The sequence below is a fragment of the Micromonospora deserti genome, from assembly GCF_003236335.1.
Taxonomy (GTDB): domain Bacteria; phylum Actinomycetota; class Actinomycetes; order Mycobacteriales; family Micromonosporaceae; genus Micromonospora; species Micromonospora deserti.
Genome location: NZ_POUB01000103.1, coordinates 1 through 19324 on the forward strand (window position 1 = coordinate 1; position 19324 = coordinate 19324).

17 protein-coding genes are annotated in these 19324 nt (G+C 73.6%); 9 read left to right on the plus strand and 8 right to left on the minus strand.

The genetic code is table 11. From position 1 onward, the window contains the following. Positions 1-70 precede the first annotated feature (70 nt). Entirely contained in the window at positions 71-640 is a 570-nt protein-coding gene (locus tag C1I99_RS16160) for a phosphatase PAP2 family protein (RefSeq protein ID WP_111135049.1), read from the plus strand. 472 nt (positions 641-1112) lie between these two features. Here C1I99_RS16160 and C1I99_RS16165 read toward each other — a convergent pair whose 3' ends face one another. Beyond that, on the minus strand, positions 1113-1796 hold the full coding sequence (locus tag C1I99_RS16165; RefSeq protein WP_233512532.1) for an NUDIX hydrolase: 684 nt from the start codon (positions 1794-1796) through the stop codon (positions 1113-1115). Positions 1797-1871: 75 nt separating this feature from the next. Between C1I99_RS16165 and C1I99_RS16170 the strand changes: the two genes are divergently transcribed. Together C1I99_RS16170 and C1I99_RS16175 are read left to right on the plus strand one after the other, a co-directional pair. After that, positions 1872-2933, plus strand: a complete 1062-nt coding sequence (locus tag C1I99_RS16170; RefSeq protein ID WP_111135051.1) for an SPFH domain-containing protein — start codon at positions 1872-1874, stop codon at positions 2931-2933. Between the two features lie 68 nt (positions 2934-3001). After that, positions 3002-3949 carry a diacylglycerol kinase catalytic domain-containing protein gene (locus C1I99_RS16175; protein ID WP_233512533.1) on the plus strand — a complete coding sequence of 316 codons (948 nt, stop codon included), beginning with the start codon at positions 3002-3004 and terminating at the stop codon, positions 3947-3949. Between the two features lie 91 nt (positions 3950-4040). On the opposite strand, the gene C1I99_RS16180 is transcribed toward C1I99_RS16175, so the two are convergent. The 3 genes from C1I99_RS16180 to C1I99_RS16190 form a co-directional block, all read right to left on the minus strand. Next, the gene (locus C1I99_RS16180) at positions 4041-5258 is read right to left on the minus strand and encodes a hypothetical protein (protein WP_111135052.1); all 1218 of its coding nucleotides are present in this window, start codon (positions 5256-5258) and stop codon (positions 4041-4043) included. A gap of 68 nt (positions 5259-5326) precedes the next feature. Then, entirely contained in the window at positions 5327-7012 is a 1686-nt protein-coding gene (locus tag C1I99_RS16185; RefSeq protein ID WP_111135053.1) for a GTPase, read from the minus strand. Continuing rightward, positions 7009-8850 carry an ABC transporter gene (locus tag C1I99_RS16190; RefSeq protein WP_111135054.1) on the minus strand — a complete coding sequence of 614 codons (1842 nt, stop codon included), beginning with the start codon at positions 8848-8850 and terminating at the stop codon, positions 7009-7011. Before C1I99_RS16190 ends, C1I99_RS16185 begins: the two co-directional genes overlap by 4 nt. 218 nt (positions 8851-9068) lie before the next feature. Between C1I99_RS16190 and dnaK the strand changes: the two genes are divergently transcribed. The 5 genes from dnaK to C1I99_RS16215 all read left to right on the plus strand — a co-directional run bounded on the left by dnaK (position 9069) and on the right by C1I99_RS16215 (position 13794). After that, entirely contained in the window at positions 9069-10931 is a 1863-nt protein-coding gene (gene dnaK / locus C1I99_RS16195) for a molecular chaperone DnaK (protein WP_111135055.1), read from the plus strand. Positions 10932-10979: 48 nt separating this feature from the next. Next, a complete protein-coding gene (grpE, locus tag C1I99_RS16200; RefSeq protein ID WP_111135056.1) occupies positions 10980-11726 on the plus strand; it encodes a nucleotide exchange factor GrpE in 747 nt (248 codons plus the stop codon). A gap of 86 nt (positions 11727-11812) precedes the next feature. Continuing rightward, positions 11813-12994 (plus strand): molecular chaperone DnaJ, encoded by a 1182-nt coding sequence (dnaJ, locus tag C1I99_RS16205; RefSeq protein WP_111135057.1) that lies wholly within the window; start codon positions 11813-11815, stop codon positions 12992-12994. Positions 12995-13023: 29 nt separating this feature from the next. Further along, on the plus strand, positions 13024-13464 hold the full coding sequence (locus tag C1I99_RS16210; RefSeq protein ID WP_111135058.1) for a heat shock protein transcriptional repressor HspR: 441 nt from the start codon (positions 13024-13026) through the stop codon (positions 13462-13464). A 135-nt stretch (positions 13465-13599) separates the two neighbouring features. After that, positions 13600-13794, plus strand: a complete 195-nt coding sequence (locus C1I99_RS16215; RefSeq protein ID WP_111135059.1) for a hypothetical protein — start codon at positions 13600-13602, stop codon at positions 13792-13794. A 99-nt stretch (positions 13795-13893) separates the two neighbouring features. On the opposite strand, the gene C1I99_RS16220 is transcribed toward C1I99_RS16215, so the two are convergent. The 4 genes from C1I99_RS16220 to C1I99_RS16235 all read right to left on the minus strand — a co-directional run bounded on the left by C1I99_RS16220 (position 13894) and on the right by C1I99_RS16235 (position 16510). Next, positions 13894-14325 carry a hypothetical protein gene (locus tag C1I99_RS16220; RefSeq protein WP_111135064.1) on the minus strand — a complete coding sequence of 144 codons (432 nt, stop codon included), beginning with the start codon at positions 14323-14325 and terminating at the stop codon, positions 13894-13896. A gap of 179 nt (positions 14326-14504) precedes the next feature. Continuing rightward, entirely contained in the window at positions 14505-15710 is a 1206-nt protein-coding gene (locus tag C1I99_RS16225) for a cation:proton antiporter (protein WP_111135065.1), read from the minus strand. 7 nt (positions 15711-15717) lie between these two features. Beyond that, a complete protein-coding gene (locus C1I99_RS16230; RefSeq protein ID WP_111135060.1) occupies positions 15718-16218 on the minus strand; it encodes a cation:proton antiporter regulatory subunit in 501 nt (166 codons plus the stop codon). A 73-nt stretch (positions 16219-16291) separates the two neighbouring features. Next, positions 16292-16510 carry a winged helix-turn-helix domain-containing protein gene (locus C1I99_RS16235; protein WP_111135061.1) on the minus strand — a complete coding sequence of 73 codons (219 nt, stop codon included), beginning with the start codon at positions 16508-16510 and terminating at the stop codon, positions 16292-16294. Positions 16511-16724: 214 nt separating this feature from the next. Between C1I99_RS16235 and clpB the strand changes: the two genes are divergently transcribed. Next, complete coding sequence (gene clpB / locus C1I99_RS16240) at positions 16725-19316, plus strand: ATP-dependent chaperone ClpB (protein ID WP_111135062.1); 2592 nt, start codon at positions 16725-16727, stop codon at positions 19314-19316. Positions 19317-19324 lie beyond the last annotated feature (8 nt).

Genomic DNA, 19324 nt, shown 5'->3' on the forward strand with positions numbered 1-19324 from the left:
GAGCGGAAAGGGCGGTGGGGGTGCCGGCTCGGCCGGTGGTCCGGGCGCCGCGCCGCGTCCGGGTCCGGGGTTGCGGGTCGCCCGGCTGGTCACCGAGCTGACCGCCCCCGCCGTCCTGGTCTCCCTGCTCACGATGGCCGTGGCCTGGCACAGCGCCCGGGGTGCGCACGGGCTGGCCTGGGGATTGCTCGCCACCCTGTTCGTCAGCGGGATCCCGTTCGCGTACATCGTCGGTGGGGTGCGCCGGGGACGGCTCACCGACCACCACGTCGGTCTCCGCGAGCAGCGCCGCGTACCGCTGCTCATCGGGCTCTGCTCGGTCGCCGCCGGGCTCGCCCTGCTCGCCGCGCTCGGTGCGCCCCGCCCGGTGCTGGCCCTGGCCGCCGCCGGGGTGGCCGGCCTGGCGGTCGCGGTGGCGGTGAGCCACCGGTGGAAGATGTCGATCCACTCGGCGGTGGCCGCCGGTACGGTGGTCGTCCTGGTGCTGACCTTCGGCGTCCGGCTGCTCGTCACCGCGCCGCTGCTGCTGGTGGTCGGCTGGTCCCGGGTGCGGCTGCGGGACCACACGCCCGCCCAGGTGCTCGCCGGCGGGCTGCTCGGCGGCCTGATCGCGACTGCCGTCTTCGCCACCCTCCGCTGACCTGGCGCCGCAGGTGGTGGGGTGGGCGCGGTCCGCCGCCGGTGGGTTGGCTTCGGGCCGGCCGGTGATCCTGCGCGTGCCCTGTCGAGCTGCCCGCATGGATGGGGCAGTGCCGCTGTCGGGCTGCTCGCGTGGATGGGCGGCCTTGCCGGCCTGCTCGCCTGGGGGTGCTGTTGTCGGGGCTGCTCGCGTGGGGGTGGCGGCCGGGTCGGGGCTCCCGTGGATGGGCGGCGCCGCTGACCAGGCGCTCGGGAGGATGCGCGCAGCTCGCCTGCCCGAATACACCCGCGATGCCTGCGGTCGCATGGACGGGGCAGCTCGACAGGAGCACCTCCTGCTCCGTCCGGTCGTGGCACCGGTGGCGCGGCGGCTGCCCGCGGGTCTCGTGAACGGTGCCTCCGGGGTGCAGACCCCGCAGACCCCGCAACCCCCGCAGGTGCCGGAGGCTCGCCGCGAGCGGGTCGGAGCGCGGTCAGGACGGGCGGAGCATCGGGGGGTGGAGCAGCGTGGCGGGGCCACGGCGGAACAGTTGAGCCGGGCGACCGCGCTCCCCCTCGGTGGAGCGGCCGATTGGCTCCACGAAGCCGGGAGTACCGGTCACCTTGCGGTGGAAGTTGCGGGGGTCGAGGCGGGTGCCCCAGACGGTCTCGTAGACCGCGCGTAGCTGCGCCACGGTGAACTCGGGTGGGCAGAACGCGGTGGCGAGCGGGGTGTACTCCACCTTGGCCCGGGCCCGTTCCACCCCGTCGGTCAGGATCCGCTCGTGGTCGAAGGCGAGCTGCCCGGGGGCGAGGCGGGTGACCGGCAGCCAGTCCGCCGAGGCGGCGTCGGTGCCGGCGACCGGGGAGCCCAGGTCCGGTAGCAGCGCCAGCCAGGCCACGGTGACCACCCGGCCACGCGGGTCGCGGCCCGGCCGTCCGTACGTGGCGAGCTGCTCCAGGTGCCCGGCCGGTTCGGCGAGGCCGGTCTCCTCGGTCAGCTCGCGGACGGCCGCGTCGGGCAGATCCTCGTCGATGCCGACGAAGCCGCCGGGCAGCGCCCACCGCCCCCGGTACGGTTCGACGCCGCGCCGGACCAGCAGCACGGCCAGCTCGTCGGACCGGACGGTGAGCACGACCAGGTCGACGGTCACCGCGAAGGGTGGGTACTCGGCCATCTCTTTATCACCACCTTGACGACAACCTATCAGAGCAATTATCGTCCTCATGACGAAAAGGGGAGGTCGAGGATCATGGCCGATGTGACCAGGCGGTTCTTCCTGCGCCACCTGCGCGGGACGCCGACCAGCTGGGTACGGCTGCACGTGAAGGGCCGGGTACGACGGGAGGGGACGGGACAATCCTTCTGGTACCGGCCGCTCCACGCGGTGCTGAGCGAGGTACCGGTGGACGACCGGGAGCTGCCCCTGCTCTTCCACGCCCGCACCGGCGACTTCGCCGACATCACCGTGCAGGCCACGGTGACCTACCGGGTGGCCGATCCGGCGCTCGCCGCCAACCGGCTCGACTTCTCGGTCGACCCGGGCACTGGCAAGGCCCGATCCCGCCCGCTGGACCAGGTGGCCACCCTCCTCGCCGAGCTGGCCCAGCAGCCCGCCCTCGACCTGCTCGCCCGGGTGCCACTGGCGCAGGCGCTGACCACCGTCGCACCGGTGCGGGAGGCGGTCTCCGCCGCGCTGGCGGCCGAGCCGAGGCTCGCCGACGTGGGTGTCGCGGTGATGAGCGCCCGGGTGGTCGCCATCCGTCCGGAGCCCGAACTGGAGCGCGCGTTGCAGACACCGACCCGGGAGGCGGTGCAGGTGGAGGCCGACCGGGCCACGTACGCCCGGCGGGCGCAGGCGGTCGAGCAGGAACGGTCGATCGCCGAGAACGAGCTGCAGAACAAGATCGAGCTGGCCCGGCGCGAGCAGCAGCTGGTCGAGCAGCACGGGGCGAACTCACGGCGCAAGGTCGAACTGGACGCCGCCGCCGAGCTCGCCGCCGCGCAGGGCAGGGCCGAACGGGAGAAGGTCGCCAACGCCGCCGCCGCCGAGCGGGCCCGGGTGCTGGCCGCCGCCGAGGCCGAGAAGGAGCGGATCCTGGCCGCCGCGAAGGCCGACCAGGTGCGCGCGGTCGGCCACGCCGAGGCGGAGGCCGAGGCGGCGAAGCTCGCCGCGTACGCCGACCTGCCGCCGGAGGTGCTGCGCGCCCTGACGGTCCGCGACCTCGCCGGCCAGCTGCCGCAGATCGGTCAGCTTACGGTCACCCCCGACCTGCTGTCGGACCTGCTGGCCCGACTGGCTCCGGCCCGATGAGGCGCCGCGGGGAAACGGGTGGCCGGCCGGGCGGCGTCGATCGGGCCCGGTCCGGCCCGGCGGTCGGGGTGATCGCGGCGACCGCCGGTCGGTCCGGCGTCGTGGCCAGCGGCACCCTGACTCCGCGCGTCGTGGTGGTGAGCCGGCGCAGCGAGCTGGATGAGCTGCTGGCGCGGCACGGCACCCGGGCGGCCGCCGCCTGGTACCTGCGCGAGCGGGGCCGCGACCTGGCCGAGGTGGTCGACCGGCACGAGGCTGGCCAGGCGGCGCTGACCGCGGTCGGCGCGGCGGTGCCGGGGGACTGGCGTCGGGGCAGCGTCGACCGCGCCGACCTGCCCCGGTTCCTCTTCGGACCCGAGGACATCGTGGTCGCGGTGGGCCCGGACGGCCTGGTCGCCAACGTCGCCAAGTACCTGGCCGGGCAGCCGGTGATCGGGGTGGACCCCGAGCCGGGACGCAACGCCGGGGTGCTGGTCCGGCACCGTGCCGGGTCGCTGGCCGAGCTGCTGCCGGCGGTCGCGGCGGGCGTGGCCCGGGCCGCCGCCCGGACCATGGTCCGCGCCGTCCTCGACGACGGTCAGGAGCTGGTCGGCCTCAACGAGGTGTACGTCGGGCACGCCTCCCACCAGTCCGCCCGCTACCTGCTCACCGTGGGCGACGGCGGGCGGGACCGGCGGGAACGGCACTCCTCCTCCGGGGTGGTGATCGGCAGCGGTACGGGGGCGACCGGCTGGTGTGCGTCCATCGCGCGCGACCGTCCGGGCGCGCCGCGACCGCCCGCCCCGGCGGAGGAGGCACTCTGCTGGTTCGTCCGGGAGGCGTGGCCGTCCCCGGTCACCGGGGTGTCCCTGACGTCCGGTCAGCTGACCGGCGGCGCGACATTGGAGCTGGTCGCCGAGTCCGACGGGCTGGTGGCCTTCGCCGACGGCCTGGAGTTGGACCGGCTGTCGCTCGGGTGGGGGCAGCGGGTGACGGTCGGCGTCGCCCCCCGCCGGCTCACCCTGATCGAACCCTGAGCACCAGCACAGAGCGTGATCACGAGGTTGGCGGCGGCCGAGACCGGCGCCGCCAACCTCGTGATCGATGAGGGTCGGGCGGAGCGGGCCGTCAGGCGCCGTCGTCGGCGAGGCGGTGGCGGTTCGCCTCGATCCAGGCGTCGAGGGCGGCTGGATCGTCGGGGTCGACGCCGTCGGCCATCAGCTGCGCCACCGCGGCGGTGGCCGGGCTGCGCCGCTCGCCGGTGCTGTAGAGGCGGGCGAACTCGGGCACCATCTCCTCGATCGCCGCGTCGGTCTCCGCCGCCGCCTGCTCGGGCAGGCCACGCTTGCGGGCGCCGTACGCGGCCCAGCCGCGCAGCACCCGGGGCAGCATCGCGGCGTCGTCCATGTCCAGCACGGCCCGCCGGTGCACCCAGTCGAGCAGGAACAGCCCGGCCACGGTCGGGCTCCACCGCGTCGCGTCGGCGTCCGGGAAGCTGGCCGCGTGGTCCAGCAGCAGGCTGAGGCAGAAGTGCAGGGAGGCCAACTCCCCGCCGTCGATGGTGTCCAGCCCGAACCGGGCCGCCTCCGGCGCGGCGAGGAACCGCCGGACCAGCTCGGTACGTTCGGCGGCGGTGAGCGGCTCGGCCACCCGGGCGGCGACCGCGCCGGTGGGCAGCAGCGCCAGCCGGGCCCCGACCAGGGCCCGGTCGGTGGCGAGCGAGCCCTCCCCGGGCAGCTCGCCGAGGTCGTCGGTGACCGCCAGGTGCCGGGTCACCTCGCCGTGCATCCGGGCCGGCTTCTCCTCCCGGAACCAGGTCAGCTCGTCGCCGGCGCACATCTGCCGAACCTGCGCGAGGATCCGGGCGGCCGGGCCGCCGACGAAGACGTCCTTGGTGATGCCGATGTTGTGGTCGACCAGGGCCACCAGCGCGTGCTCCGGCCCACCGGCCGGATCGTCGTACGCGAAGGTGGCGAGGTAGGAGGTCTGGTCCCCGTACACGTCGCCGTAGGACCAGCAGCCGGTGAGGTGGACCTTGCCGAGCTGGCCGGACCACGCCGGGGCGGCGGTGCCGGGGCGGACCCGGGCGGCGCCGTCGGCGTCGGGCACCAGCGCGGCGAAGACCGAGCGGATGGTGGTCGCCGCGGCCGCGCGGCGGCGGGAGGTGGCGGCGAGGAAGCCGGCCACGAACTCCCGGACGGCGGCCTCGCGGTCGGTCTCGGCGACCGCGTAGACGCTGCCGAGCAACGCCGCGCCGAGCATCTCGGCGTCGAGGGCGTTGTCGAGCTTGGTCACGTCGCGTGCGGCGTGCAGGACCGCGTCGTAGGGGGTCAGCGGTGTGGCCATGCGTCGACCCTACGCCGCCGCCGCGGCGGGAACAGCCGGGACGCAGGCGCGTCGGGCATCGGGACGGGTCAGCGGGCGGCGGCGGCGCGCAGCGCGGCCCGCGCGTCGGCGTAGGAGGCGAGCACGGTCTGCACCGGGCCGAGCACGTACTCCTCCCCGACCGCGGCGGCCGCGGCGGTGAGCCGCTGCTCGGCGCGCCGCCGGGCGCGTCGCGCCGCCCACCGGACGGCCGGCCTGGTGACCGCGGCGACCAGCAGGCCGGTGAGCAGCCCGCCGAGCAGCAGCAGGGCGGGCAGCGGCACCTCGCCGACGGTCGGGTTGTCCAGCGCCGGGAGGCCGAGGGCGCGCAGCGCGTAGCCGAGCGCCAGCCAGCCGAGCCCGGCCAGCGCGGCCAGCATCACCAGCCACTGGAGCCCACCGACGAGACGCCACCACAGCGGCCGGCGGGCCATCCCCAGGTCGGTGCCGGCGACCGCCCGGTCCAGAGCGTCCGGCAGGTCACCGAGGCGGGACCGCGCGGCAGCGGTCACCGCGGCCCCCCAGGCGGCGGGCAGTTCGCCGCCTGTCCGGTCGGCCACAGACCTGACCGCCAGCCCCAGCGCGGAGCGTTGCGCGGCGGTGGGGTCGGGCACCGAGGTTGCCGCCACCAGGCTCTCCGCCGGGTCGTCGCCCGCGCCCGCCGGGCCCGGCAGGTGCAGCCGGCGTAGCGGGTCGGGCCGCAACCGCCGCCAACCGCGGACCACCGGCCAGCCGGTCGCCGCCCCCGCCCGGTGCCGGTACGCCTGCTCGACCGCCTCGGCCACCGCCGGCACGCCGGCCGCGCCGGCCAGGGCCCGGTTCAGTTCGGTGACCGCCGTGCCGTCCGGCCCGATGGGCGGCTCCGCCGTGCCGGCCAGCTCGGCGAGCCCGGCGACCACGGTGTCGAGGTCGCCCTGCAGCCGGCGCAGCGCGGCCTGCCGCTCGACCACCGCCCGCTCCAGCGCCTCCCGCAGCCCCACCATGCCGGTCGGCTCGATCGCGGTGGTGGCCAGCAGCGGTACGCCGTCCAGCCCGTCGGCGTCGAGCAGCCGGCGCAGGTCGGCCAGCACCCGGGGCAGCTCGGCCGGCGGCAGCCGGTCGGCCTGGTTGAGCACGACCAGCGTGACGTCCCGGTGCCGGTGGAACTCGCGCAGGTAGCTGGTGTGGATCACCCGGTCGGCGTACTTCTGCGGGTCGACCACCCAGACCACCAAGTCGACCAGCCCGAGCAGGCGGTCCACCTCCAGCCGGTGGGTCCGCTGCACCGAGTCGAAGTCGGGCAGGTCGAGCAGGATCAGCCCGTGCAGCGCGGACTCGTCGCCGCCGTCCAGCGCGCTCTCCCGGACGAACCGGTGCCGGGGCAGCACGCCGATCCAGTCGAGCAGCCGGGTGCCGCCGTCGAGCGGGCCCCAGACGCAGGCGTGCGTGACCCCGGTGGTGGGGCGGCGCACCCCGACCGGCGAGAGTTCCAGCCGCGCGAGGGCGTTGAACAGGCTCGACTTGCCGCTGCCGGTGGCGCCGGCGAGGGCGACCACGGTGTGGTCGCGGGAGAGCGCCAGCCGGGTGCCGGCCCGTTCGACCAGCGTGTGAGCGGGCACGAGCTGGGCGTCTGGCAGGCGGCCGTCGGCCACGCGGAGGAACCGGCGGACCGCCTCCAGCCGGTTGACCAGGCCGTCGGCGTCCACCCGTTGCTCACCACGGAACGCCTCGCAGATCCGCCCGACGACGTTGCTCACCGCTGCCCGCCTCCGGCTCCGGGAAGGGCTGCGGCGTCCGTGTCGGTGAGTTCGCTGCGGTGCCGCGCGATCTCCACCCGGCCGGCGGCCCGGCGCAGGGCCTCGGCGGAAACGGCCGGGGGCCGGGCGGCCTCCGTGCGGGCCAGGTAGCGGGCGGCCTCCGCGTCCAGCAGGGCCCGCACCCGGTCCAGCAGGTCGGCTCGGGCCCTGGTGGCGAGCGTACGCACCGCCTGGTCGCCGAAGATCGCCTGGAGCACGGTCTGCGCGGCGACCGTGGTGCCGGCCCCGGTGGCCACCTCCAGCCCGGTGGGGATGAACGCGGTCGAGGCGAACACGGCGATCATCACGGCGAGCCCGGTGGCGTTGACGGCGTACGCGGCGGTGCGGGCCACGAAGCGCTTGTCGCCGCCCTCGGCGCGGACCAGTTCCAACACGCCGCGCTGCCAGTCGCGGACCAGCCGCTCGGCCCGCTCGGGCAGGTCGGCGGAGGGATGGGCGAGCGCCGGTTCGAGCAGTGCCGCCCCGGCGGGGTGCGCCTTCCACCCGGTGTACGCGTGCTCCGCCGCCTCCGCGGCGACTCCGCGCAGCAGGGTCACCAGCTGGGACTCGATCGCGCTGCGCAGCTCGGCTGCGGGGGCGGGGCGGCCGGTGACGGCGGCCACCATCCGGTCGCGCAGCCGCCCGATCCGGGCCTCCAGGGTGCGGAAGAACTCGCCGGTGCCGACGAACTCCTGCCACCGGGCGAGGACCTCGCCACGGAGCAGCCGGCCGTCGGCGAGCCCGTGTTCCACCGTCCGGTGCGCCCCCCGGTACGCGGCCCGGACCCGCTCGTCCAGCGCGTCGGCGGCGGCCACCTGCTCGTCGGCGGCGTCGGCCAGCCCGTCGACCGCGGGGTGCAGCGCGGCGAGCGCCCCGTCAAGGGTCTGCCGGACCACGGTGGCCCGGGCGTCGGCGTCGGCGGCCAGCCGGGCGAACCAGGTGGACAGCGGCGCGGTGACCCGGTCGGGGAGCAGCCCCTGCCCGTCGACCCAGGTCTCGGGCAGCACGAAGAGCGGGGCCGAGCCGAGTTCCTGCTCGGCGAGCATCTCGGAGAGGTGGGCGGCGATCTCGTCGGCGGCCTCCGGGGGTACCCGGTCCAGCACCATGGCGATCACCGCGCCCCGGGCCCGGGCGCTGCGCAGCAGCTCCCAGGGCACCGCGTCGGCGTACCGGGCGGCGGTGGTGACGAAGAGCCAGAGGTCGGCGGCGGCGAGGAGCTGGTTGGCGAGGGCCCGGTTGGCGTCGACCACCGAGTCGATGTCGGGAGCGTCGAGGAAGGCCAGCCCGGCCGGCAGCGCCGGGGCGGTGACCAGGTGCAGGGTGCGCGGGTCCTCGCTGGGCTCGTTGGTGCGGGTGAGGCCGGGCAGCAGCTCGCCCTGGCGGAACCAGGCGGCGTCGGCGGGGTTGCAGACCAGCACCGGGGAGCGGGTGGTCGGGCGGAGCACCCCGGCGGCGCTGACCCGCGCCTGCACCAGGCTGTTGACCAGGGTCGATTTGCCTGCGCCGGTCGACCCGCCGACCACCACCAGCAGCGGCGCGTCGAGCCGGCGCAGCCGGGGCAGCAGGTAGTCGTCGAGCTGGTCGGTGAGGCCGGCACCGACCCGCCGGGCCGGCTCGGCCGACGGCAGGACCAGCGGGAACCGGGCCGCCTCGATCGCGGCCCGCAGGCCGGTCAGCGCGGCGGGCAGGCCGTCGTCCCCGGTGGTGGCGGGCGGTTCCTCCCCGGCGTCGGTGGTGCCGGTGCGGGCTGCGACGGCGGGCGCGCCGGGCTGGGTGGCGGGATCGCCGTGCGTCGTCACCGCTAAAGCGTGCCCGACCGACGCAAGGGAAGACAACCGATCGGTAGCATCGGCGGGTTGCGTCGGGTTCGCTCAACCTCGACTTGACGATCGACGAGGGCGTGGCACTATTGAGCCAAGTCCACTCAACTTGTGGTGGGGTGCCTGCGGGCCACGCCCGCTGACCAGCTCAGCGGCCGCCCGTCACCTGCTCAACGTTACGAAGCGAGGAAGCGAAGATGGCACGTGCGGTCGGTATCGACCTCGGCACGACGAACTCCTGCGTCAGCGTCCTGGAGGGCGGTGAGCCCACCGTCATCGCCAACGCGGAGGGCTCGCGGACGACCCCGTCGATCGTCGCGTTCGCCCGCAACGGCGAGGTGCTCGTCGGTGAGGTCGCCAAGCGCCAGGCGGTGACCAACCCGGACCGGACGATCCGCTCGGTCAAGCGGGAGATCGGCACCAACTGGTCCGTCGACATCGACGGCAAGAAGTACACCCCGCAGGAGATCTCGGCCCGCACGCTGATGAAGCTCAAGCGCGACGCCGAGGCGTACCTGGGCGAGCAGATCACCGACGCGGTGATCACCGTCCCGGCCTACTTCAACGACGGTCAGCGCCAGGCCACCAAGGAGGCCGGTGAGATCGCCGGCTTCAACGTGCTGCGGATCGTCAACGAGCCGACCGCGGCCGCCCTGGCGTACGGGCTGGACAAGGGCTCCAAGGAGCAGACCGTCCTGGTCTTCGACCTCGGCGGCGGCACCTTCGACGTGTCGCTGCTGGAGCTGGCCGAGGGCGTCATCGAGGTCAAGTCGACCAGCGGTGACAACCACCTCGGTGGCGACGACTGGGACCAGCGCGTCATCGACCACCTGGTGAAGACCTTCCGTGGCGAGCACGGCATCGACCTGTCGCAGGACAAGATGGCCCTCCAGCGGCTCCGCGAGGCGGCCGAGAAGGCCAAGATCGAGCTGTCCGCCGCCACCACCACCAACATCAACCTGCCGTACATCACCGCCGGCGCCGCCGGCCCGCTGCACCTGGACGTGACCCTCAGCCGCGCCGAGTTTCAGCGGATGACGCAGGACCTGCTCGACCGCTGCAAGGGCCCGTTCGAGCAGGCCGTGAAGGACGCCGGGATCAAGGTCTCCGACGTCGACCACGTGATCCTGGTCGGTGGCTCGACCCGGATGCCGGCCGTGACCGAGCTGGTCAAGCAGCTCACCGGCAAGGAGCCCAACAAGGGCGTCAACCCGGACGAGGTCGTCGCCGTCGGCGCCGCCCTGCAGGCCGGCGTGCTCAAGGGCGAGGTCAAGGACGTCCTGCTGCTCGACGTGACCCCGCTGAGCCTGGGCATCGAGACCAAGGGCGGCATCTTCACCAAGCTGATCGAGCGCAACACCACCATCCCGACCAAGCGCTCCGAGGTCTTCACCACGGCGGACGACAACCAGCCGTCGGTGCTGATCCAGGTGTTCCAGGGCGAGCGCGAGATCGCGGCCTACAACAAGAAGCTCGGCACCTTCGAGCTGACCGGCCTCCCGCCGGCGCCCCGCGGCGTCCCGCAGATCGAGGTCACCTTCGACATCGACGCGAACGGCATCGTGAACGTCCACGCGAAGGACCTGGGCACCGGCAAGGAGCAGAAGATGACGATCACCGGCGGCTCCTCGCTGCCGAAGGATGACATCGAGCGGATGCGCCGGGACGCGGAGGAGCACGCCGAGGACGACAAGCGCCGCCGCGAGGAGGCCGAGACCCGCAACCTGGCCGAGGCGCTGCAGTGGCAGACCGAGAAGTTCCTGGCCGAGAGTGGCGACAAGCTCCCGTCGGAGTCCCGTGACCAGATCAACGAGGCGCTCGGCGAGCTGCGTGGCGCGCTCGGTGGTCAGGACATCGAGAAGATCAAGTCGGCGCACGAGCGGCTGGCGCAGGTCTCCCAGCAGGCCGGTTCGCTGCTCTACGCGCAGCAGTCCGAGCAGCAGCCGGGCGAGGCCGGTGCGGGTGCCGGTGCGACCGGTGGCGCGCAGGCCGGCGGCCCGCAGGCCGGTGGCGCCGACGACGTGGTCGACGCGGAGATCGTGGACGAGGACAAGAAGTGACCTTGTGCCCGGCGAGACGAGCTCCAGGCAGAGGGATGGGGTAACCGCATGACGGAGAAGCCACGAGCCGCCGACCCGGCCGCCACCGGGTCGGCGCCGGGTGGCTCCGCGCCCGCCGAGCAGGCCGGCGACGGGCCGCGGGTCGTCATCCGCAACAACCGCAAGATCAAGGAGAGCGGCGAGCCGGCCGCGACCGCCGCCGACGCCGGGTCGGACGTTCCGGCCGAAGGGCTGGTCGAGGAGGCCGAGGTCGTCGTCGACGAGATCGAGGTCGAGGCCGGCACGGCGGAGACTCCGGCGTCGGCCGGCCCGCCGGTGGTGGACGCGCCGGCGCAGCCGGCGGACGGCAGTGCCCCGCTCGGCGCGGAGCTGGAGGCGCTGCGCGCCGAGCTCGACGAGCGGACCCGGGACCTGCAGCGGGTGTCGGCGGAGTACGCCAACTACCGCAAGCGGGTGGACCGGGACCGGGGTCTGGTCACCGAGCAGGCGACCGGCGCGGTGCTCGCCGCGCTGCTGCCGATCCTCGACGACCTGGACCGGGCCCGCGAGCACGGCGACCTGGTGGGCCCGTTCGGCACGGTGGCCGAGCAGCTCACCACCGCGCTCGGCAAGTTCGGGCTGACCCCGTTCGGCGAGCAGGGTGACCCGTTCGACCCGACCCGGCACGAGGCGGTGGCGCACCAGACCTCGGCCGAGGTCACCGAGCCCACCTGCGTACAGGTGATGCGTCGGGGCTACCAGATCGGCGAGCGGCTGCTGCGGCCGGCGCTGGTCGCGGTCGCCGACCCCGAGTAAGTGGTGCGAACCAGTGACCGGAGCGTCCCGCCCGCCGAACACCGGCGGGCGGGACGGCCGGAGCAGGTGGGGAAGGGGGTGGACCGGTGAGTTCCAAGGACTGGATCGAGAAGGACTACTACGCCGTACTGGGCGTGCAGAAGGCCGCCTCCGCTGACGAGATCAAGAAGGCGTACCGGAAGCTGGCGCGGGATTCGCACCCGGACCACAACCCCGGCGACCCGAAGGCCGAGGAGCGCTTCAAGGCGGTCTCCGAGGCGTACGCGGTGCTCGGCGACGACGCCAAACGCCGCGAGTACGACGAGATGCGCTCCCTCTTCGGCTCGGGCGCGTTCCGGCGCAACGCCCGTGGCGCCGGCCAGCCCGGCGGCATGCCGTTCGACGTCTCCGACCTGTTCGGCGGCGCGGCTGCCGGCGGGGAGCGGCGCTTCGGCGGCGCCGGCTTCCAGGACCTGTTCAGTTCGATCTTCTCGGGTGGTGGCGGCGGTGCCGCCGCGCCCCGTGGCCCGGCGCGCGGCCGGGACGTCGAGGCGGAGGTGGCGCTCGACTTCGGCGACGCGGTCCGCGGCGTGACCCTGCCGCTGACGCTGCGCGCCCCCGGGGTCTGCGACACCTGCCACGGCAGCGGCGCCAAGCCCGGCACCGAGCCACGCACCTGCCCGGTGTGCCACGGGGCCGGGATGACCACCCGCAACCAGGGGTCGTTCAGCTTCTCCGAGCCGTGCCGCAACTGTCAGGGCGTAGGCACGATCGTCGAGGAGAAGTGCCCGGAGTGCCTGGGCACGGGCGGGGTCACCAAGACCCGCACGCTGAACGTCCGGTTTCCCGCCGGGGTGGCTGACGGCCAGCGGATCCGGCTGCCCGGGCGGGGCGAGCCCGGCGAGCGGGGCGGTCCGGCGGGCGACCTGTACGTGCACGTCAAGGTGCGGCCGGACGAGCTGTTCGGGCGCACCGGTGACGACCTGACCCTGACTGTGCCGATCACGTTCACGGAGGCGGTGCTTGGGACCGATCTGCGGGTACCCACGCTCGACGGCGCGGTGACCCTGCGGGTGCCGCCGGGTACGCCGAGTGGCCGGATCCTGCGGGCCCGGGGCAAGGGGGTGGTCCGCCGCGACGGGCGGGCGGGTGACCTGCTGGTGACCCTCGACGTGGTGGTGCCCGCTCGGGTGTCGGACGAGGCGCGCAAGGCGTTGGAGATCTTCGCCGAGCAGACTCCGCCGGCCGCCCGGGAACATCTCGACGCACGGGTGCGTCGGTTCAGTTAGCCGGTGGAGTGCACGCGGAGGTGAGTGGGATGTCGGACGAGTTCGTCGGCTCGGACCACCCTGCCTACGAGGCCAAGGTGCTGATGATCTCGGTGGCGGCGCGGATGGCGGGGATGCACCCGCAGACCCTGCGCCAGTACGACCGGTTGGGCCTGGTGCAGGCCGGCCGGGCGGCCGGTGGCGGCCGCCGGTACAGCGTCCGGGACGTGGTGCTGCTGCGCGAGGTGCAGCGGCTCAGCCAGGACGACGGGATCAACCTGGCCGGCGTCAAGCGGATCATCGGCCTGGAGCGGCTGCTGGAGCAGGCGCAGCAGCGGGTGGCCCGGCTGGAGGCGGAACTGGACGCCGCGTACCGCCGGATCGCGGAACTGGAGTCACTGGCCCCCTTCCCCGGCCGCGACCTGGTCCCCACCAACCGCACCTCCACCGCCCTGGTGGTCTGGCGGCCCCGCCGGAACACCGAGCGCTGACCCGTACGCCGGAGGCCGTCTCCCGGCCCGGTCCGCCCGCCGGTTCCCCGGCGCGGACCGGGCCGGCTCCGTTACTGTGGCAATTGACGCGATAGCCGCTCAATCCGGACCTATCGCGGGCGCTAGGGGGGGGCGATGGCCGAACCGGTGAAGAAGGCGGCCGAGCAGGCGGAGGAGCGGCTCGAGAAGGTGGCCGAGAACGTCCGGGAGGGGTTCGACAAGATCGCGAGCCGTTTCGCGGACAGGGTCAAGGAGGGGCGGTTCGCCGACCAGGTCGATCACGGCATCGACAAGGGGCGGGACGACGCGCGCCACTGGAAGCGGGGCTGACCGGTCGACCTGGCCGGTACGCCGACATGCGGGCCGGGACCCACGGGGGGTCCCGGCCCGCATGTCGTACCAGGTGGGCGGGCCGGAGGCGCGGCCGGGTCAGCCGATGCGGCGGTTTTCCCGGACCAGGCCGCCCTCGCACCACTCGCGGTAGACGAAGAGCTCGGGCCGGGCCAGCAGCACCCGGCTGTTGTGCGCCCACGTGCGCATCAGGTCGTCGCCGGTCTTCTCGGCCTGCTCAACCAGCTTCCGGAACCGCCGCTTCGGGTGGGCGCGGAAGTTCGTCCGGATGCCGTCGGCGGCGTAGATGTAGAGGCAGTGCAGCGCGAAGCGGCGGGCCGGGCAGGCCGGGTCCATCGCCAGGTCGAAGAGCGTCGTCACCAGCCGGTCGCCGGAGACCAGCAGATCCCAGTCCGGCGGCATGGAGGTCAACGGCACCGAGTCGGGCTGGTAGGCCCAGGCCCGCAACTCCGCCGGCGTCGGATCGACGGGATTGGCGAAGCCGTGGAACGTCGACTCCTGCACGCTCACCGGCCAACCTTCCGAATCCGCCGCGGAGGCGCCGGCCATCCGCGAGCCCTGCCTGCTGGGGCGACACGGTAACGCGGTATCGGTGACCAGCGGTAGACCCTGGCGGCAGCAATTCGGCAACCGTTGGCCCACGACCTGGCCGACCGTACGGTCGACCGGGCCCCGGACAGCGACGGCGGTCAGTCCGGCACGGGTGCCGGCTGCGCCCGCTGGATCGCCGCCCGGCGGCGCAGCCAGCCCTTGAACCAGTCGAAGTCCGGCATTCTCGCCAGCATCGGCCCGGTCACCACCGTGATCAGCACGTACGCCGTGGCGAGCGCCGCCAGCTCCGGCTCGACGCTGCCGGCGGCCACCGCGAGCCCCGCGATGACGATGGAGAACTCACCGCGCGGCACCAGCGCCAGACCGGCCCGCCAGCGACCGGGTTCGGCGATGCCGGCGCGGCGCGCGGCCAGGTAACCGGTGAGGGTCTTCGTCGCCATGGTGACCACGGCCAGCGCGAGCGCCGGCAGGAGCACCGGGGGAATGTCGCGCGGGTCGGTGACCAGGCCGAAGAAGACGAAGAACACGGCCGCGAAGAGGTCCCGCAGTGGGGTGAGCAGCTGGGTCGCGTGGTGCGCCACCGGGCCGGAGATCGCGATGCCGACCAGGAACGCGCCGACCGCCGCCGACACCTGGAGCTTGGCCGCGAGGCCGGCGATCAGCAGGGTCGCCCCGAGCACCCCGAGCAGCAGCGCCTCCGGGTCCTTCGCCGACATGGCGGTGGAGATGACGTTGCCGTACCGGATGGCCACCATCAGGACCAGCAGCACGGTGCCGACCGCGACGGCGAGCGCGATCCCGCCGCCGAGCAGGCCGGTGCCGGCCAGCACCGCCGTGACCAGCGGCAGGTAGAACGCCATGGCCAGGTCCTCGATCACCAGGACCGACAGGACGACCGGGGTCTCCCGGTTACCGAGCCGGCCCAGGTCGCCGAGCACCTTGGCGATCACGCCGGACGAGGAGACCCAGGTGATGCCGGCGAGCACCAGCGCGGCGACCCAGCCCCAGCCGAGCAGCATGGCGAAGGCCGCCCCAGGCAGCGCGTTGAGCAGCCCGTCGATCAGCCCGGCGGGCGCCGCGGCGCGCAGGTTGCCGACGAGTTCGCCGGCCGAGTATTCCAGGCCGAGCATCACCAGCAGCAGGATCACGCCGATCTCGGCACCGACGGCGAAGAACTCCTCGCTGGCGTTGAGCGGCAGCAGGCCGCCGTGCCCGAACGCCAGGCCGGCGAGCAGGTAGAGCGGGATGGGTGAGAGGCCGATCCGGCGGCTGAGCCGGCCGAGGAGGCCGAGCAGGAACAGCAGCGCGCCGACTTCGATGAGCAGAGTTGTCGTCTCGTGCATCCGGGTCTCAGCCGTCCGGGTCACTGTCGGCGAGGATGGCGGTCACTCCGTCGAGACCCTGACGGGTCCCGACCACGACCACCACGTCACCGGCGGCGAAGCGGAAGGAGGGATCCGGCGAGACGATCACCTCGCCGTGACGCAGCACCGCCACGATCGAGGCGCCCGTGCGGGTACGTGCCTTCGTGTCGCCGAGCTTCCGGCCGACGTACTTCGAGCCGGCAGTGATGGCGATCTGCTCGGTCAGCAGCCCGGCGGCCTGCTCGCGCAGCCCGGAGAGCTGGCCAAGCATCAGCGACGCGCCGAGGATGTCGGCCAGCGCCTCCGCCTCGTCGTCGGTCAGCGGAATGTCAGCCTGGCAGGAGTCGGGATCGTCCGGATCGTAGAGGACGAGATCACGCCGACCGTTGCGGTGGGAGACCACGCCCAGCCGGCGCCCAGACTCCGTCATCAGGTCGTGACGGACGCCGATGCCCGGCAGAGCGGTCTGTTCGACACGTACGCGCACCCTGCCAAGGCTACCGCTCACCGCCGACGTGCAGATCTTGGTATCAATCGACCCTCCAGGGGCCCACCATCGTCTACGGCTTCTCCGCCACGAACACGCCGACGCCTTCGAGTGTCTCGGTCAGACCGGTCGCCCGGAGAATCATCATCGCCTTGCCGACGATGGTGTCCGACACGCCGTATTCCCTGCACAGCTGCGACCTACTGGGCAGCTTCGTGCCGGGCGGCCACTCGCCGGACTCAATCTTGTTCCGCAGTTCGTCTGCGAGCACCTGGTACTGCTGCGACCGCAAGCTCGACGGCGGCCGGCGGTGCGTGCTGCGGGCCGACCACGAGACGCCCTGCACCCCGCGACTGCCGCGCGGAGCGGGACACCGGATGCCGTGAGTTCGGTCGAGGTCGATGCAGACCCCGCCGAGTGACTCAGTTCACACCTGTAGGGTTGAGCGGAATAGACTCAACTCTGGTTGTGTCGCTAGCAGTGGACACGCCGATCCAGGGGAGCCCATGAACACGGAACGTCTCACCACCAAGAGCCGCGAAACCATCACCGGTGCCGTCGCGCTGGCGAACCAGCGTGGCCACGCCACCGTGGAGCCCTGGCACCTGCTGCTGTCGCTGCTGGACACCGAGGGCTCGACCGCCGCCGGCCTGCTGCGTGCCGTCGGGGCCGACCCCGCCGAACTGCGCCGGGTCGCCCAGCGCTCGGTCGACGCCCTGCCCGCCGCGCGCGGCTCCAGCATCGCCGAACCCACCCTCGCCCGCGAGTTCGTCAACGCGATCGGTGCCGCCGAGCAGATCGCCCGCCCGCTGGGCGACGAGTACACCTCCACCGAGCACCTGCTCGCCGGCCTGGCCCGGGTGGGCGGCACGGTGTCGAGCGCGCTGAAGTCCGCCGGCGCCACCGAGGAGAACCTGGTGGCCGCCTTCCCGTCGGTACGCGGCGGGGACCGGCGGGTCACCACCGCCGACCCGGAGCAGACCTACCAGGCCCTGGCCAAGTACGGCGTCGACCTGACCGACAGCGCCCGGGAGGGCAGGATCGACCCGGTGATCGGCCGGGACTCGGAGATCCGCCGGGTGATCCAGGTGCTGTCCCGGCGGACGAAGAACAACCCGGTGCTCATCGGCGAGCCGGGCGTCGGCAAGACCGCGATCGTCGAGGGACTGGCCCAGCGGATCGTCGCCGGTGACGTGCCCGAGTCGCTGCGGGACAAGAAGCTGGTCTCGCTCGACCTCGGCGCGATGGTCGCCGGCGCGTCGTACCGGGGGCAGTTCGAGGAGCGGCTGAAGTCCGTCCTGGAGGAGATCAAGAACTCCAACGGCCAGGTCATCACCTTCCTCGACGAGCTGCACACCGTGGTCGGCGCCGGCAAGGGCGAGGGCTCGATGGACGCCGGCAACATGCTCAAGCCGATGCTCGCCCGCGGTGAGCTGCGGATGGTCGGCGCGACCACCCTGGACGAGTACCGCGAACACATCGAGAAGGACCCGGCGCTGGAGCGGCGCTTCCAGCCGGTGCTGGTCGGCGAGCCGACCATCGAGGACACCATCGGCATCCTGCGCGGGCTCAAGGAGCGCTACGAGGTGCACCACGGCGTACGGATCACCGACGCCGCACTGGTCGCCGCCGCCGCCCTCTCCGACCGCTACATCACCGACCGGTTCCTGCCCGACAAGGCGATCGACCTGGTCGACGAGTCCGCCTCCCGGCTCCGGATGGAGATCGACTCCCGCCCGGTCGAGGTGGACGAGATCGAGCGGGCGGTCCGCCGGCTGGAGATCGAGGAGATGGCGCTGGCCAAGGAGCCGGACGCCGCCTCCGCCGAGCGGCTGGAGCGGCTGCGCAGGGAGCTGGCCGACAAGCGCGAGCAGCTCACCGCGCTGTCGGAGCGTTGGAAGCTGGAAAAGGACCACATCACCAAGCTCTCCACGGCCAAGGAGGAGCTGGAGCGTCTCAGCGGCGAAGCCGAGCGCGCCGAGCGGGACGGCGAGCTGGAACGCGCCGCGGAGCTGCGGTACGGCCGGATCCCCGCCCTGAAGGCCGAGCTGGCCAGGGCCGAGGAGGAGCTGGCCCGCCTGCAGGCCGACGGCGCCATGCTCAAGGAGGAGGTCGGCGCGGACGACATCGCCGCCGTGGTCGCCTCCTGGACCGGCATCCCCGCCGGCCGGCTGCTCGAAGGCGAGACCGCCAAGCTGCTCCGGATGGAGGAGACGCTGGCCTCCCGGGTGGTCGGCCAGACCGAGGCGGTCACCTCCGTCTCCGACGCGGTCCGCCGGGCCCGGGCCGGCGTCGCCGACCCGGACCGCCCCACCGGCAGCTTCCTCTTCCTCGGCCCGACCGGTGTCGGCAAGACCGAGCTGGCCAAGGCGCTCGCCGAGTTCCTCTTCGACGACGAGCGGGCCATGGTGCGCATCGACATGAGTGAGTACGGCGAGAAGCACTCCGTCGCCCGCCTGGTCGGTGCCCCGCCCGGCTACGTCGGCTACGAGGAGGGCGGCCAGCTCACCGAGGCGGTGCGCCGCCGGCCGTACTCGGTGATCCTGCTGGACGAGGTGGAGAAGGCCCACCCGGACGTCTTCGACCTCCTGCTCCAGGTGCTCGACGACGGCCGGCTCACCGACGGCCAGGGCCGCACGGTGGACTTCCGCAACGCGATCCTGATCCTCACCTCCAACCTCGGGTCGTCGGTGATCGGCGACCTGACGCTGGCCGAGGAGCAGCGCCGCGAGGGCGTCCTGGCGGTGGTCCGGTCGCACTTCAAGCCGGAGTTCCTCAACCGCCTCGACGACATCGTGGTCTTCGCCGCCCTACAGGGTGAGGACCTGCGGGCCATCGTGGACATCCAGCTGAACCGGATGCGCAGGCGACTCGCCGACCGCCGGCTCGGCCTGGAGATCACCGATGCCGCCCGTGGCTGGCTCGCCGAGCACGGGTACGACCCGATCTACGGTGCCCGCCCGCTGCGCCGCCTGGTCCAGTCCGCGATCGGCGACCAACTCGCCAAAGCCCTGCTCAGCGGCACCATCCGCGACGGCGACACCGTCCACGTAGACCTGGCGGACACCAAGGAGACCCTCACCCTGACCACCCCCTAACCCACACC

Coding starts and splice junctions, on each gene's coding strand:
- C1I99_RS16165 (WP_233512532.1), bottom strand. CDS start 1,796: ATGGCCGAGTACCCACCCTTCGCGGTGACCGTCGACCTGGTCGTGCTC.
- C1I99_RS16170 (WP_111135051.1), top strand. CDS start 1,872: ATGGCCGATGTGACCAGGCGGTTCTTCCTGCGCCACCTGCGCGGGACG.
- C1I99_RS16180 (WP_111135052.1), bottom strand. CDS start 5,258: ATGGCCACACCGCTGACCCCCTACGACGCGGTCCTGCACGCCGCACGC.
- dnaK (WP_111135055.1), top strand. CDS start 9,069: ATGGCACGTGCGGTCGGTATCGACCTCGGCACGACGAACTCCTGCGTC.
- grpE (WP_111135056.1), top strand. CDS start 10,980: ATGACGGAGAAGCCACGAGCCGCCGACCCGGCCGCCACCGGGTCGGCG.
- C1I99_RS16210 (WP_111135058.1), top strand. CDS start 13,024: ATGTCGGACGAGTTCGTCGGCTCGGACCACCCTGCCTACGAGGCCAAG.
- C1I99_RS16215 (WP_111135059.1), top strand. CDS start 13,600: ATGGCCGAACCGGTGAAGAAGGCGGCCGAGCAGGCGGAGGAGCGGCTC.
- C1I99_RS16225 (WP_111135065.1), bottom strand. CDS start 15,710: ATGCACGAGACGACAACTCTGCTCATCGAAGTCGGCGCGCTGCTGTTC.
- clpB (WP_111135062.1), top strand. CDS start 16,725: ATGAACACGGAACGTCTCACCACCAAGAGCCGCGAAACCATCACCGGT.